Annotated in this window: 9 protein-coding genes and 4 pseudogenes; 5 read left to right on the top strand and 8 right to left on the bottom strand. The window is 70.5% G+C overall.

Annotation, left to right across the window (positions count from 1 at the left end; all coding sequences use genetic code 11):
- Positions 1-38: 38 nt before the first annotated feature.
- The 3 genes and pseudogenes from C4B68_RS04655 to ligD all read right to left on the bottom strand — a co-directional run.
- Entirely contained in the window at positions 39-314 is a 276-nt protein-coding gene (locus C4B68_RS04655) for a tyrosine-type recombinase/integrase (RefSeq protein ID WP_099502452.1), read from the bottom strand.
- 138 nt (positions 315-452) lie between these two features.
- Complete coding sequence (locus C4B68_RS04650; RefSeq protein ID WP_099502453.1) at positions 453-1,556, bottom strand: baeRF2 domain-containing protein; 1,104 nt, start codon at positions 1,554-1,556, stop codon at positions 453-455.
- Positions 1,557-1,992: 436 nt separating this feature from the next.
- Positions 1,993-2,292, bottom strand: a pseudogene (ligD, locus tag C4B68_RS44330) (non-homologous end-joining DNA ligase LigD); the annotation flags it as partial.
- A 214-nt stretch (positions 2,293-2,506) separates the two neighbouring features.
- On the opposite strand from ligD, the gene C4B68_RS04645 reads away from it, so the two are divergent.
- Entirely contained in the window at positions 2,507-3,187 is a 681-nt protein-coding gene (locus C4B68_RS04645; protein ID WP_099502454.1) for an HhH-GDP family DNA glycosylase, read from the top strand.
- Positions 3,188-3,607: 420 nt separating this feature from the next.
- The gene (locus tag C4B68_RS41710; protein WP_167459007.1) at positions 3,608-3,745 is read left to right on the top strand and encodes a hypothetical protein; all 138 of its coding nucleotides are present in this window, start codon (positions 3,608-3,610) and stop codon (positions 3,743-3,745) included.
- Positions 3,746-3,862: 117 nt separating this feature from the next.
- Here the strand turns inward: C4B68_RS41710 and C4B68_RS04640 are convergent, their stop codons facing one another.
- A complete protein-coding gene (locus C4B68_RS04640) occupies positions 3,863-4,192 on the bottom strand; it encodes a hypothetical protein (RefSeq protein WP_099502455.1) in 330 nt (109 codons plus the stop codon).
- 163 nt (positions 4,193-4,355) lie between these two features.
- Between C4B68_RS04640 and C4B68_RS04635 the strand changes: the two genes are divergently transcribed.
- Both C4B68_RS04635 and C4B68_RS44325 read left to right on the top strand, forming a co-directional pair.
- Positions 4,356-8,732, top strand: a complete 4,377-nt coding sequence (locus C4B68_RS04635; RefSeq protein ID WP_099502456.1) for a cation-translocating P-type ATPase — start codon at positions 4,356-4,358, stop codon at positions 8,730-8,732.
- Between the two features lie 72 nt (positions 8,733-8,804).
- Positions 8,805-8,893: pseudogene (locus tag C4B68_RS44325) on the top strand (uracil-DNA glycosylase); the annotation flags it as partial.
- A gap of 45 nt (positions 8,894-8,938) precedes the next feature.
- Here the strand turns inward: C4B68_RS44325 and C4B68_RS04625 are convergent.
- From C4B68_RS04625 to C4B68_RS04615, 4 genes and pseudogenes are all read right to left on the bottom strand, one after another.
- Positions 8,939-10,237: a polysaccharide deacetylase family protein gene (locus tag C4B68_RS04625; protein WP_167459282.1), complete on the bottom strand. Its 1,299-nt coding sequence runs from the start codon at positions 10,235-10,237 to the stop codon at positions 8,939-8,941.
- Positions 10,238-10,330: 93 nt separating this feature from the next.
- A pseudogene (locus C4B68_RS42955) lies at positions 10,331-10,648 on the bottom strand (DUF2218 domain-containing protein); the annotation flags it as partial.
- A gap of 172 nt (positions 10,649-10,820) precedes the next feature.
- A pseudogene (locus C4B68_RS04620) lies at positions 10,821-11,051 on the bottom strand (transposase); the annotation flags it as partial.
- Between the two features lie 75 nt (positions 11,052-11,126).
- Positions 11,127-11,531 (bottom strand): RidA family protein, encoded by a 405-nt coding sequence (locus tag C4B68_RS04615; RefSeq protein ID WP_099502458.1) that lies wholly within the window; start codon positions 11,529-11,531, stop codon positions 11,127-11,129.
- A 287-nt stretch (positions 11,532-11,818) separates the two neighbouring features.
- Here C4B68_RS04615 and C4B68_RS04610 point away from each other — a divergent pair, with 287 nt between their 5' ends.
- Positions 11,819-12,229: a cupin domain-containing protein gene (locus C4B68_RS04610; protein ID WP_099502459.1), complete on the top strand. Its 411-nt coding sequence runs from the start codon at positions 11,819-11,821 to the stop codon at positions 12,227-12,229.
- The last annotated feature ends 29 nt before the right edge of the window (positions 12,230-12,258 follow it).

Genomic DNA, 12,258 nt, shown 5'->3' with positions numbered 1-12,258 from the left:
GGGCGTGATGGCAACCCCTGAGCGCGCGGCGGCCGGTCTCAGGCCGCGCGGCCTCCTGAGGCTGGGTTTGTCTGGTTGTGGTGTTTGCGGTCGGCGCGTGTGAGGGCCCTGTCGATGGCGGTGACGGCGTCGCGGGCGGCGTGGGGCAGCAGATGGCCGTAGAGGTTGACGGTGGTGGACAGCGTCGAGTGGCGCAGCGTCTTGGAGAGCACGGCCAGGGGAACCCGTGAGCTGATCATGATGGTGGCGGCGGTGTGGCGTAGATCGTGGACGCCGATCCGGGGGAGGCCGAGCTCCGCGGAGCGGCGGCGCAGCTCGGGCGCACCGTGAGGTTGGCCTGACGGACAGGGCTCAAGCTGCTCCGATTGGAGTGAGCCGCTCTTTTGGCACTACAAACCGAACGCGGTGGCCACGAGCGAGGGAGTTCGGCACCGTCGCCGAGTATGAGCGCGTCACGCACGGGGTCCGGGTTCGGTGTAGCGGAGCAGTACGCCCACGCCCTCGTGCAGCCTCACCTGCTGCTCGGGTACGAGGACGAGCTCGGCCCGGGTGCCGACCAGGGCGCGGGTGAGCACCGCGTCGGCACGCTCCTCGCGCATGTCCTGGATGCCGTAGGAGCGCAGTTCCTGTTCGGTGAGGGCGAGTTGGCTGGGTTCCGGGCCCGCCCACAGACGGAGCGGCGACTCGGGGTGGTTGTTGAGGAAGAGGGCTTTGACCTGGCCGCGTTGCAGGGCTGACACGGCTGGGGCCAGGCCTTCGGCAGACGCTCCGTTGTGTGCGCGTTGGGCGAGGAAGGCTGCCAGCAGGGACCGGTCGTGCGCGCCCATGCGTCCGCTGAAGAGGCTTTCGAGCCGGTGCTCCAGCAGCGCCCGTCGCGGCCGGGACTCACCGGCGCCCTTGACGGTGATGACCCGTCCACGCAGGGGGGTGGGAAGCCGGCGGACGAGAATGCCGCGTGCCCACACGTCTCCCGCGACGACCACTGCCTCGGCGTCGATCCGCAGTGCGTGGCCCTCCAGCTCCCGGCCTATGACTTCGGCGGCGTTCAGCCAGTCGCTCACCGGGATCTCCTCGTGGAGGCGGTGCCCCGGCGTGACCTTGGTCAGGGGCCATACGCCGATCTCGGCCTCGATCCGCACGGTGCCGGGGGCGTCCGTGGAGTGACGGCCGCTGTAGTGGACGTACGCCGCCAGGTAAGGGATCTCGGGGGAGTGCTGGACGATCAGGGGCAGGGTGTACGGCAGTGTTCCGAAGTGCGCTGTGTCCCGTGCGGGTGGGACGGGCAGTTCGTCCAGCAGGGCCAGTCGGCCGTGAGCGGTGAACACCGCCTGCCCGTGGGTGCCGGGGACGTCGGTGTCGCTGCCCACGGCCTCTGCTGCCGCGGCGAGGGAGTCCTGATCGGCTCCCTCGGACGTCAGCGCGTCCCGCAGGTGCCGCCAGCGCAGTTCTATGGCGGCGTCGGGATCCTCGATGACGTTGTCGCGGGAGGTGTCCAGATAGACCGATGTGAAGGGACCCGGCCGTTTGTACAGGTGTTCGAGGAACGAAAGTCTCATGGTCCGCTCCCGAGTGCACTCTCGACGGGACTGCCGCTGCAGGTCCCGCTTCGGGGTCAGTGGATGACAGTCTGTGTCTGTCTGGCCTGATCCGCTGCTCTGTGGGCCGAGGACGTCGCGAGCAGGCGCTCTGCCTTCGCTGCGGCGTCGGCGGCGTTGCGTTGGTCCATGAGGGCGGCGGAGTCGAGCCGACGGTAGCGGAGGGGGTTCGCCGGATCACGCAGCAGACCCCCTGTGTGTACCGGTAGGCGCGCAGCGCCGCGGTGACGGTCCTGACATTGTGCATCAGGATCTTCGTGTCCGTTCTCCCTGGGTGGGCCGAGCGGCCGTAGCACGGCAGCCAGGAGAGCAGAGCCGGCGGCTCGACTGCCGTGCGACGGCATCGCGATGCACCGGACCGGGCTGTCAGGACTCGGTGCCACCGTACCGTCTCGAAGCCGTCGCCGTCGCCCTCGGCGGGGTCGAGGTCGAAGACCAGCCGGTCCGGGCAGTCAAGGCAGTTCGCGGGGCTCAGCCACGGGTGCGGCGTGATGCACGCCTGGTTGGCGAGGTAGACGAGGGTGGCCGTGTCGTCGCAGACCGCCATGGTGAGGCTGCCGCCCTCCTTGGGTACGCGAACGGTACGGATCCAGTCGGGGAAGTAGTCGGGAACGTCCTTGTGGAAGAAGGACTTTCCCCGGTACCCGTCGGGATAGCGCTGCATCACCAGCGGACGGTCCTTGAGGTGGGTCAGCACGACGAGCAGCACGACCGCACACGACGGACCGTGCGCATCGCCAGGCGCTTGTCCTCGGGGTTGGTGGACGGGCCCTTCGGGACCGCCCACGGCCCGTGTGCCCGAGACCGTTGGTGACAAACGGCCGCATCGTTCGGACCTGGACGGGTACTCCCAATAAAACCCGCTTTGGCACTTTGGAAGACCCGTGAAACGTTGAATCGGTGACTAGGCGATGACTACGAAGACCGACAGGACGTCTGGTGGGAAGGCGACCGCCGCGAGGGACGAAGCGGTGGTTCGCGCACTGCTCGACCGGCAGCAGCGCACCTATACGGCGCAGGCCGGCATCCGACTGCGCAATACCCCGGCGCCGCTGTACCAGACGCTCGTACTCGCGATACTTCTCAGCGCCCGTATCAGGGCCGACATCGCGGTGGCGGCGGCCCGGGCGCTGTTCGATGCCGGGCTGCGCGACCCGCGGTCGATGGCGAACGCATCCTGGCAAGAACGCGTCGACGCGCTCGGCGAGGGCGGCTACCGCCGCTACGACGAGCGCACCTCGACCATGCTCGGCAAGGGAGCCGAGCTGCTGCTCGAACGGTACGACGGCGATCTGCGCCGCCTGCGCGAGGAACCCGACCCGAAGAAGGCCCTGATGGACGTACCGGGGATCGGGCCCACGGGGGCCGACATCTTCCTGCGTGACGTCCAAGGGGTGTGGCCGGAGTTCGCACCGTACATCGACCGCAAGGCCTTGGACGGCGCCCGACGGCTCGGACTGCCGGCCTCGCCCCAAAAGCTCAGCGGCCTCGTCGCCGGCCGCGAGATGCCCCGCCTGGCGGATGGCCTCGTCCACGCGGCCCTCGACAAGCCGCTGGCCGACGAGGTGCTCGCCGCCGCCAAGGCAGCGTGACAGATCCCCGATCCACGGAATTACTCTGATGACTCTCCGACTCCTGATCTTCGACCACCCCCGAATCCGGTTGCTCCTCGGGCACCCCGTCCTTGCACTCGCGAGTGCATCTGAAGGTCATGCGCACCGTCATCGAAACGGGACGCATGGAGAGGGACCGGACTCGCCCGGTACCGTCCCGCGGGACCCGCCGCCCACGGAGGACATGCCGGAAGAGGTGAAGGAACCTTCCCCTGGCCCGGAAGGACAGGGGGGAAGAGGCGGTGAAAACGACGCGGCAGTACAAGAACCGCCGGATTAAGACACCACATGTTCACCTGAGAGCTATCAAAAATGCGCCGGAGCAGCACCCGCGGTGCAGGAAAGTGCTGCATTGTCTGGTTTCAGACACCCGTATCCGAGTACAGAAAGTCAGCCAACATGGCCGAGATACTGGCAGCCGTGGCAACGAAGATCGCCGTAGCGCTCGCTGAGGCGTTCATCATGCGCCTGGTGTGGCAGCTGTGGTCCGCTTACTCACGCTCTGTGCGCACGGTCTCCGCACCGGCCGCCGCGTAACACCACGGCGCCCGGCAGCGCTCACGCCACCGCGCGCCATCTGGTTGTGGCTTCGTCCGGCGGCCTTCCCGGCCGAGCGACCGGCCCGGGCGCCGAACGTCCCCTATGCCTGGACGCCTATGTCTTGGCATCCACGTCCTGCTTCTCCTCCTTTTCCCTCTGCCGTCCGCTGCGTACCAGCCAAGTGGCTCCGCCGACGGCCAGGGCGACCGGCCATTCCAGAGCCCCCGCCACGGCCAGTACTCCGAGGCCTCCGTAGAACGCGAGATCCTTGGCGGCGGGCGTACCGGGCAGCCGTGCCGTCGCGGCTCGGGCCGTGCTCGTTACGTCTTCCCTGCTGAGGTACGGAATCGGTACCGGAGGATGCAGCGTGCGCATGTGCAGGTGCAGACCTGCGCCGTCGTGCGCATGGGTTTCCTGTCCTGTTTTCTCCGCTGTCTTGGCCATCCCCACTCCTCCCTTCATCGGAGTCGGTGTGGTGTGCCTCCTCAATTCTCTCGCGCTTCCGGTGGCGTGCGCGCATGGAAAGCGTTGCCATGGAAACGAGGGATGCCTGGCCTGACCGTGCACGCGGAGTGAGTGCCGGACCGCAGGGAGCTGGTGATGTGCTGTGGCGCTGCCGGGACGCGGTCTGCTGCGGGCTGTGGTGTCCTCCGCGGCCGGCACGCTGCAGGATGGTGCCCGGGCGCGCGTTCGGTTCTTCGGAAGGCGCGCGCACGTCGCCGTACGGGGTCTGCGCCCCGGTGACCTGCCTGAGTCCGCGGCGACGAAGCTGGCCGAGGACGTCGAGCGGGCGCTCGCCGACCTGCCCTCGGTGGAGTGGGCGGTGGTGAACACCGTGCTCGGTCACGCCGTCGTCGGCACCAAGGGCCCGTCCGGGACCGAAACGATTGCGGACGCCCTGATCGAGGCGGTCGAGGCGGTGGAGGAGGCCCACGGCGTCGCGCATCCGCTGCCCGAGCATCCCGTGTCGGGTGGGGCGGTCCGCCGGGCCGCCTCGGCCATGGCGCTGCACGTGGCGGCGGCACCCGTGGCAGCGTTGGCCGGTCTGACGCGCCGCACCCCCATCCCTGCGGGCATCGCGGCGCTGGCCCCGCTCGTCGACACCCACCCCCGGCTGCGGGGTCTGGTGGAGCAGGCGGTCGGCGCCGACAACGCCGGAGTGCTCCTGGCCTCCCTCACCGCGCTGGGCCAGGCGGGCTCCGGCGGTCTGGCCGGGGTCGGCGTCGACACTCTGCGGCATGCCCTGCGCGCGATGGAGGCCGACGCGGAGGCGGCCGCCTGGGCCGCGGCCGAGCCGCGCCTCGCAGGCAGCGCCGCAGCAGGGGCCCATCGCGCGGCGCCCGAGCCGCCTGCCCGCGAGGCGCCGCTGAAGCCCGGGCCGGTCGAGCGCTACGCAGACCAGGCACTCGCCGTGGCGGCGGCGTCGTTCGCCGGATCGTTGCTGGTCACCCGGCACCGCGGGCGGGCCGCCGGTGCGGCGCTGGCGGCGATCCCGAAGGCGCCGATGCTCGCGCGCGAGGGCTTCGCCTGCGCCGTCGGCCGGGGTCTGGCCCGCCGGGGAATTGTCGTGGCCGACCCTGGGGCGCTGCGGAGGCTGGACCGGATCGGCACCGTGCTGCTCGACACGGAGGCCCTTGCCACCGGTTCTCATCTCCTGGCCGATCTGGTCGCCCTCGACGAGGACGCGCCCGCGGGTGAACTCGCCGCGACGGCCCACCGGCTCTTCGACGGCTCCGCCCCGGAACGCGTACAGCGGGACGCGGAGTGGGTGCTGGGGCCGGTCGAGCGTCTGACGTTGCGGGGACGCACCGGGAAGCGTGCCGTGGAACGCATGCAGCGGGAGGGTGCGCGGCTCGTGCTGGGCCTGGCGCAGGGACAGCGCCTGCTCGCCGTGATCAGCGTGCTGCCCGAGATGCACGACGCCGCGAGCGCCTTCGTCCTGGCCGCCCACGCGGCCGGGCTCAAGGTCGTGGCCGCGGGTGGGCACACCGCCGACGCGTCCGTGCGGGAGGCCGACGCGGTGAGTGAGGGAGGCGATCGGCTGCTCGACTCCGTACGGGCCCTGCAGCGCGACGGCGACGGCGTGCTGCTGCTCTCACACGACCGGCGCGCGCTCCTGGCCGCCGATGTCGGCGTGGGCCTCGCCGACCGGCAGGGGACACCGCCCTGGGGCGCGGACCTGTACCTGGACGGCGATCCCGCATCGGCCGTGGTGATCGTGGATGCCTGCCGCACCGCCAGGGAGACCGCGCGCCGGGGTGTGCGGCTCGCCCAGGCCGCGGCCGTGGTCGGTGCGACGGCGGTGCTGGCGGGACGGGCGCGGCGCCCGGCAGCCCTGGGTGTGACGGCGTTCAACGCGGCGGCCGCACTGGGCACTGCGGTCGGTGTCTGGGCGGCGGTACGGCTGCTGCGGCGCCCCCCGCCGCTGCCCCCGCCGCGGCACCCGTGGCATGCCATGGACCCGGCCACCGTACTCGCCAGGGCCGGTGGCAGCGAGGACGGCCTCACGGCCGAAGAGGCGCGGGCGAGGGCCACGACCACCGGCGAACCGGCACCGACCACATCGCTCGTTCAGGCCTACCTGTCCGAGATGGCGAACCCGCTGACGCCCGTGCTCGGCGCCGGGGCGGCCATGTCGGCGTCGGTGGGCGCCGTCCTCGACGCCGTCGTGATCGTGGCGGTCACCGCTCTGTCGGGGCTCTTCGGCGGCTTCCAGCGGTACCGGACCGACCGCGCGGTCGCCCAGCTGCGGCGGGAGTCGGCCGTGATGGCCAACGTGGTGCGGGACGGGGAGGAGACCATCGCCCCCGCCGAGGAACTGGCCGTGGGCGACGTGGTGAACCTGAACCCGGGGGACGTGGTGCCGGCCGACGGACGCCTGCTGGAGGCGCACCACCTGGAAGCCGACGAATCCGCGCTGACCGGCGAGTCGCTGCCGGTGGCCAAGAGCGTGGCGCCCGTTCTGGCCTCGGACCTCGGGGACCGTACGTCCATGGTCTACGAGGGCACCACCGTGGCGGCCGGCCGTGGCCGCGCGGTCGTCGTCGCGACCGGAACGGCCACCGAGGCCGGCCGCGCCGCGGCGGGCGGACGGGGTGCGGCACCCTCCGCCGGGGTCGAACGCCGACTGGCCCGGATCACCCGCACCACGCTGCCGGTGGCTCTCGGTTCGGCCGCTGCCGTGGTGGCGGCGGGCATGCTGCGCGGGCGCCCCGCCCGGGACACGGTCGGGGCGGGTGTCGGGCTGGCCGTGGCCAGCGTGCCCGAAGGACTGCCGTTTTTGGTCTCCGCCGCCCAACTCGCCTCCGCCAGACGGCTTTCCGCACGCGGAGCCTTGCTCAGACATCCCCGTACCATCGAGGCGGCCGGCCGTACCGACGTCCTGTGCTTCGACAAGACGGGAACCCTCACCCAGGGGCGGATCTCCCTCGTCGCCGTCGCCGCCGACGGCCACAGCCGCCCCCTCGAACGGCTCGAGGACGAGCAGCGCGCCGTCCTTGCCGCGGCGCTGCGGGCGACGCCACGCCCGCACAACGGCGGGGAACTGGAACACGCCACCGATGGCGCGGTCACCGACGGCGCCGAGGAGGCCCGAGTCAGCCGCACCACGGCCGCATCGGGCTGGCGGCGCGCCTCCAGCCTGCCGTTCGAACCCAGCCGTGGCTTTCACGCGACGCGAGGCCGCTGCGGTCGGCATCGGATTCTGTCGGTGAAGGGGGCACCGGAGGAGGTCGTGGAGCGCTGCGCCACCCGCGCCGGGCGACCCCTGGACCGCAAGGGCAGGAAGGCCATCCTCGCGACGGGCGAGAAGCTGGCAGCCAAGGGCCACCGGATTCTCGCGGTCGCCGAGCTCCGGGACGCACCCGGCGGCAAACTCACCGACGAGACGGTGGACGGCCTCGACTTCCTCGGCTTCCTCGCGTTCGCCGACCGGGTGCGCGGAACCGCCCGCGACGCGGTGCGCCAACTCGTGGACGCCGGGGTGCACATCGTGATGATCACCGGAGACCACCCGGGCACCGCGGAGTCGATGGCCCGTGAACTGGGCGTCCTGGACGGCAGACGGGTGGTGACCGGAGCCGAACTCGACGACCTGGACGACCGCGCCCTCGACAAGCTGCTGCCCGACGTCGGTGTTGTCGCCCGCGGCACCCCCGTGCACAAGGTCCGCGTGGTGCAGGCGTTCCAACGCCTGGGCCGCACAGTCGCGATGACCGGCGACGGCGCCAACGACGCGCCCGCCATCCGGCTCGCCGACATCGGGATCGCGTTCGGCACGCGGGCCACTCCTGCCGCGCGTGCGGCGGCCGACCTCGTCGTCACGGACGACCGGCTGGAGACGGTGCTCGCCGCGCTCGTGGAGGGCCGCGCGATGTGGGCCTCCGTGCGGCAGGCCCTGGCGATCCTGGTCGGCGGCAATCTCGGCGAGATCGCCTTCACACTCCTCGGTGCGGCTGCCACCGGGACCTCGCCCCTGACGGCCCGCCAGCTCCTGCTGGTCAACCTCTTCACCGATCTTGCTCCGGCCATGGCCGTCGCCCTGCGCCCGCCGCAACCGGAGGCCGCCGAGCGCATGCTCCGCGAGGGACCCGAAGTCTCGCTCGGCACGGCTCTGAACGAGGAGATGGTGTGCCGTGCGGTGGCCACCGGCCTGGGCGCCACGGCCGGTTGGCTCGCCGCGCGGTTCACCGGCCGCGCCACCCGCGCCCGCACCGTCGCCCTGGTTGCGCTCGTCGGCGCGCAGCTCGGCCAGACCCTCCTGGTCGGGGGCCGCAGTAGAGCGATCGTCATCTCCTCGCTCGGCTCCCTGGTCGCATTGGCGGCCGTCGTCCAGACCCCGGTCCTGAGCCAGTTCTTCGGCTGCACCCCCCTCGGCCCGATCGCGTGGAGCATCGCCCTGTCCGCCGCGGCCGGGGCAACGGTGATCTCACCGTTCCTCCCACCGCTGATCACGCGCGTCAGGACGCATGTCCGGCATTTCTGACGGGTGGCTCTTCACGTGCGTTTCCGGGTTGTGGGCGAGTGCGGAGGGGCGATCGAGTGTGAACTACCAGGAGTTACCGAGCAGGCGATCCGGGCGGTGGCGGCGCGTGGAAAGCCTCTGGTGTCGGTTCTCTGGGGGGCGTGACGCGCGCATCACAAGGCACGCGCCGCCACCGTTGAGCAGCAGCGACCCCGTTCGGCCTCGGTTCAGCGCGCGAGGTCGCCGCCGATGCCGGGCGCGTCGGCCATCGCGGTGGTCGTCCGCAGGAAGGTGTTCCAGCCGCCCTCGGGCGACTGTCCGACCTCGAGCGTACGGAGCTTCGCGAGGATCTTCGGGTCCTGGACGTCGAGCCAGTCGCAGAACTGCCGGAAAGACACGAGGCGTACATCCTTCTTGCCGGCCATGCCTTTGAGCGCCTCTTCGACGGCGTCCATGTAGATGCCGCCGTTCCACTGCTCGAAGTGGTTGCCTATGAAGAAGGGCGCGCGATTCGACTCGTACGCCCGGTTGAATCCGTTGAGATAGGCCTCGGTGGCCTGCTTGCGCCAGCCCGGATAGCGCGAGGGCATGCCCTTGGTCGAATTCTGCGACTGGTTGGCGAGGATGTTGTAGTCCATCGAGAGCACCTCGAAGGACCGTCCGGGGAACGGCACGGCCTGCAGCGGCAGGTCCCAGACGCCGCCCCGCTTCTCGGGCCACATCTGGCGGCCGCCGGGCGAGCTGGCGTCGTAGCGCCAGCCGAGCTTCTTGGCGGTGGGCAGGAGATTGTCCCGGCCGAGCAGGCAGGGCGTGCGGGCGCCGACGAGTTCCTTGCGGTAGTCGAAGGGCAGCGGCTCGACGTCCGTCCAGCCGCTGTTCGTCTTCCATTCGGTGACGAAGGACACGGCCTGGTCGATCTCGCTCTGCCACTGCGCGGGCGTCCAGTTTCCGACCGAGCCGGAGCCGGCGCAGAAATGCCCGTTGAAGTGGGTGCCTATCTCATGGCCGTCGAGCCAGGCCTGGCGGACGTACTTCAGGGTGTCCTTGATGTGGTCATCGGTGAGATAGCCGATGTCGGACGCGCCGATCCCGTTGTTCGGCGGCCGGTAGAGCGTCTTCTTCGACTCGGGCAGCACATAGATCCCGGAGAGAAAGAACGTCATCGCCGCGTCGTGGTTCCTGGCGAGTTCCAGGAAACGGGGGAAGAGTCCGTTCCCGACCTCGCCCGCGCCGTCCCAGGAGAAGATCACGAATTGCGGTGGGGTCTCGCCCGGCTGGAGCGGGACCGGCCGTTCAGGCTGGTTCGGCTGCTTCCCGGTGTCGGCGGTCGAACCGTCACCTATGAGCCGGACGGGCTTGGCGGTGGAGCCCGGCGGCTTGCCGTTGCCCCCGCCCTTTCCCCCGCCACCGCCACCCGACCCTGCCGGGCCGTCCTTGCCGGAAGCGGTGCCGCAGCCGGCGGTTCCTATCGCCGCTGCGGCACCGAGTCCCGCCCCGAGCAAGCCCCTTCGGCTGATCTCGCGCATGTACCGGGGCACGGGACTCTGCGCAGGGGCGGGAGCCGCGGTGGCGCGATCGTCGGGCTGGCGATCGGCGGCTTCGGCCTGTTGCCAAGTGACCTGCAGTGCATCGCGCTTGCCGATCTTCTGCAGGCGTCCGGTGATCAGCTGCTGGATGCGCTGGAGGCTGTCCTGGTCGGTGGCTTCGACGCGGACTGTCAGCGAATCGGGGCCAGCCTCTAGGGTGCACCGGCCCGAGCCGACGTCGATGGTCCCGTGTGTGTCGGACCATTCGACGTGCTGGATCTGGGGCGGTGTTTTGCCGTCGCGGTGCAGGCGGGACCGCATGTGGCCGCCCATCTGGCTGGGTTGCTTGCACAGCTGTGTCAGATATCGGCTCGGGCGGTCGGTCCGAACGTGGGCTTCGGCGATCAGCATGAAGGTCCTTATGGGGGGCGTGGCGAGGGTTGCGCGGTGTTCAAAGATGCGGGTGAGGGTGGCCCGCCAGGCCTGAAGGCCGTTGGGACGGTGGTGATTTCGATCGTGACTGGTCTTCTCATTCAGTCGGCGCGCCGGCCCAGGCCACCGATCTGGAACGGCAGAGGGCCGCGGCCAGTGCCTGCCGCAGCCGGGACATATCCACCCGGCCCCGGGCCACGGCCGCATAGAGCCCGCCATAACCGCGGCGATGTTCACCCACCAGCGACAGCTCGGCCAGCGACCTCACCGGCCCGTCGCCACACGGGACTGCGTCGACCAGCTCCAATACCGCGTCCAAACGTGCGGTCGGACAGGAGTGGAACACGCCCCAGAAGCACGGAAGTTCCGCAAGCGACTCCATGGGGGTATCGCGAAGCAGCAGACACCGAGTGATCAAGTACGGCGCGTCGCTCAAAGACCGAGGTCAAAGATCAAGCTAGTGCGTCACGTCAAGGCGGACGACCGCGCCGATCTCGACGAGCTGGTCGGGCAGCGCGAGGTCGGACACACCCATGACGGTGCTGGCGGGCCAATGGTCGCCGCAGTACTCGGCGTGCAGGCGGGCGACCGTGTCGACGTGCTCCCGCAGGTTCTTGACGAGGACGGTGGTCTCGACGATCTGGTCGCGGGTGGCGCCGAAGTGCTCCAGCCCCCGGTCGAGGTTGTCGAAAGTAGTCCTCACCTGGAGCTCGAAGTCGCCCGCCCCGACGAAGGCCCCGGTGCTGTCGTGCGACAACTGCCCGGAGACGTAGATCGTGTCGCCGGCCTGCACGGCCTGGCTGAACCCGTAAAGAGATTCCCACGGCATACCGAACGCGAATTCCCTGGACCGAACAGTCACGGTTCTCTCCTTACAGCCGACCGAACCATCCCCGCGGGGGCGGGACGACAACTAAGACCGGCCTCGCGCCGATGGTGTGACAGAGCCCTCCCCGCGCGGGTGGTGACGACTACCAGAGCCAGCAGTAACCCTCCATGAGGTCGAACCTTCGTCAGCCTGGACTGCGGCAACATTTGCTCGGGCGACCGGATCCCCGGCGCGGCCCTGGGCAGGTTCGCCGCGTAGGGCTGTCACAAACGGGGAGGCTGCCTTGTCTTTACCGTGGACAGTTCCTTCTGGAGGAATACATGAGTGCTGAGCACGCACACCTGCACCCGGGCGTTGAGGTGATCGCGACCCTGCCGGATGCAGCGGTCCGGATCCCGGCCGGCGCCGAGGCCAGGACCGTCCGGGTCACCCTGGCGCCCGGTGACCCCGGCGCGCCGCCGCACCGGCACCCCGGGCCGCTCTTCGGCTACGTGTCCGAGGGTGAGATCCTCTTCGAGCTGGAGGGGCAGCCGCCCCGGGTGCTCAAGGCCGGTGACGCCCTGTTCGAGCCCGGGGGCGACGTGATCCACTACCAGGGCGCCAACAACCTTCCGGACGCGCAGTCGCAGCTGGTGGTGACCATGTTCGCGCTGCCGGGTACCCCGGTTCTGACCGTGGTGAGCGCGGAGGAGCTGGCCGAACGGCGACACCTGCGGGTTACCCAGCCATGATGACCACCCTCGGCTGAGCCGCAGTCCCG

Source organism: Streptomyces dengpaensis (genome assembly GCF_002946835.1).
GTDB classification, from domain to species: domain Bacteria; phylum Actinomycetota; class Actinomycetes; order Streptomycetales; family Streptomycetaceae; genus Streptomyces; species Streptomyces dengpaensis.
Note: the sequence above shows the minus strand (reverse complement) of the source record. Positions and strands in the feature narration are given on the sequence as shown.

Excerpts from the sequence above, each read along its gene's own strand:
- C4B68_RS04650 (WP_099502453.1), bottom strand. The coding sequence starts at position 1,556 with ATGAGACTTTCGTTCCTCGAACACCTGTACAAACGGCCGGGTCCCTTC.
- C4B68_RS04645 (WP_099502454.1), top strand. The coding sequence starts at position 2,507 with ATGACTACGAAGACCGACAGGACGTCTGGTGGGAAGGCGACCGCCGCG.
- C4B68_RS41710 (WP_167459007.1), top strand. The coding sequence starts at position 3,608 with ATGGCCGAGATACTGGCAGCCGTGGCAACGAAGATCGCCGTAGCGCTC.
- C4B68_RS04640 (WP_099502455.1), bottom strand. The coding sequence starts at position 4,192 with ATGGCCAAGACAGCGGAGAAAACAGGACAGGAAACCCATGCGCACGAC.
- C4B68_RS04625 (WP_167459282.1), bottom strand. The coding sequence starts at position 10,237 with ATGCGCGAGATCAGCCGAAGGGGCTTGCTCGGGGCGGGACTCGGTGCC.
- C4B68_RS04610 (WP_099502459.1), top strand. The coding sequence starts at position 11,819 with ATGAGTGCTGAGCACGCACACCTGCACCCGGGCGTTGAGGTGATCGCG.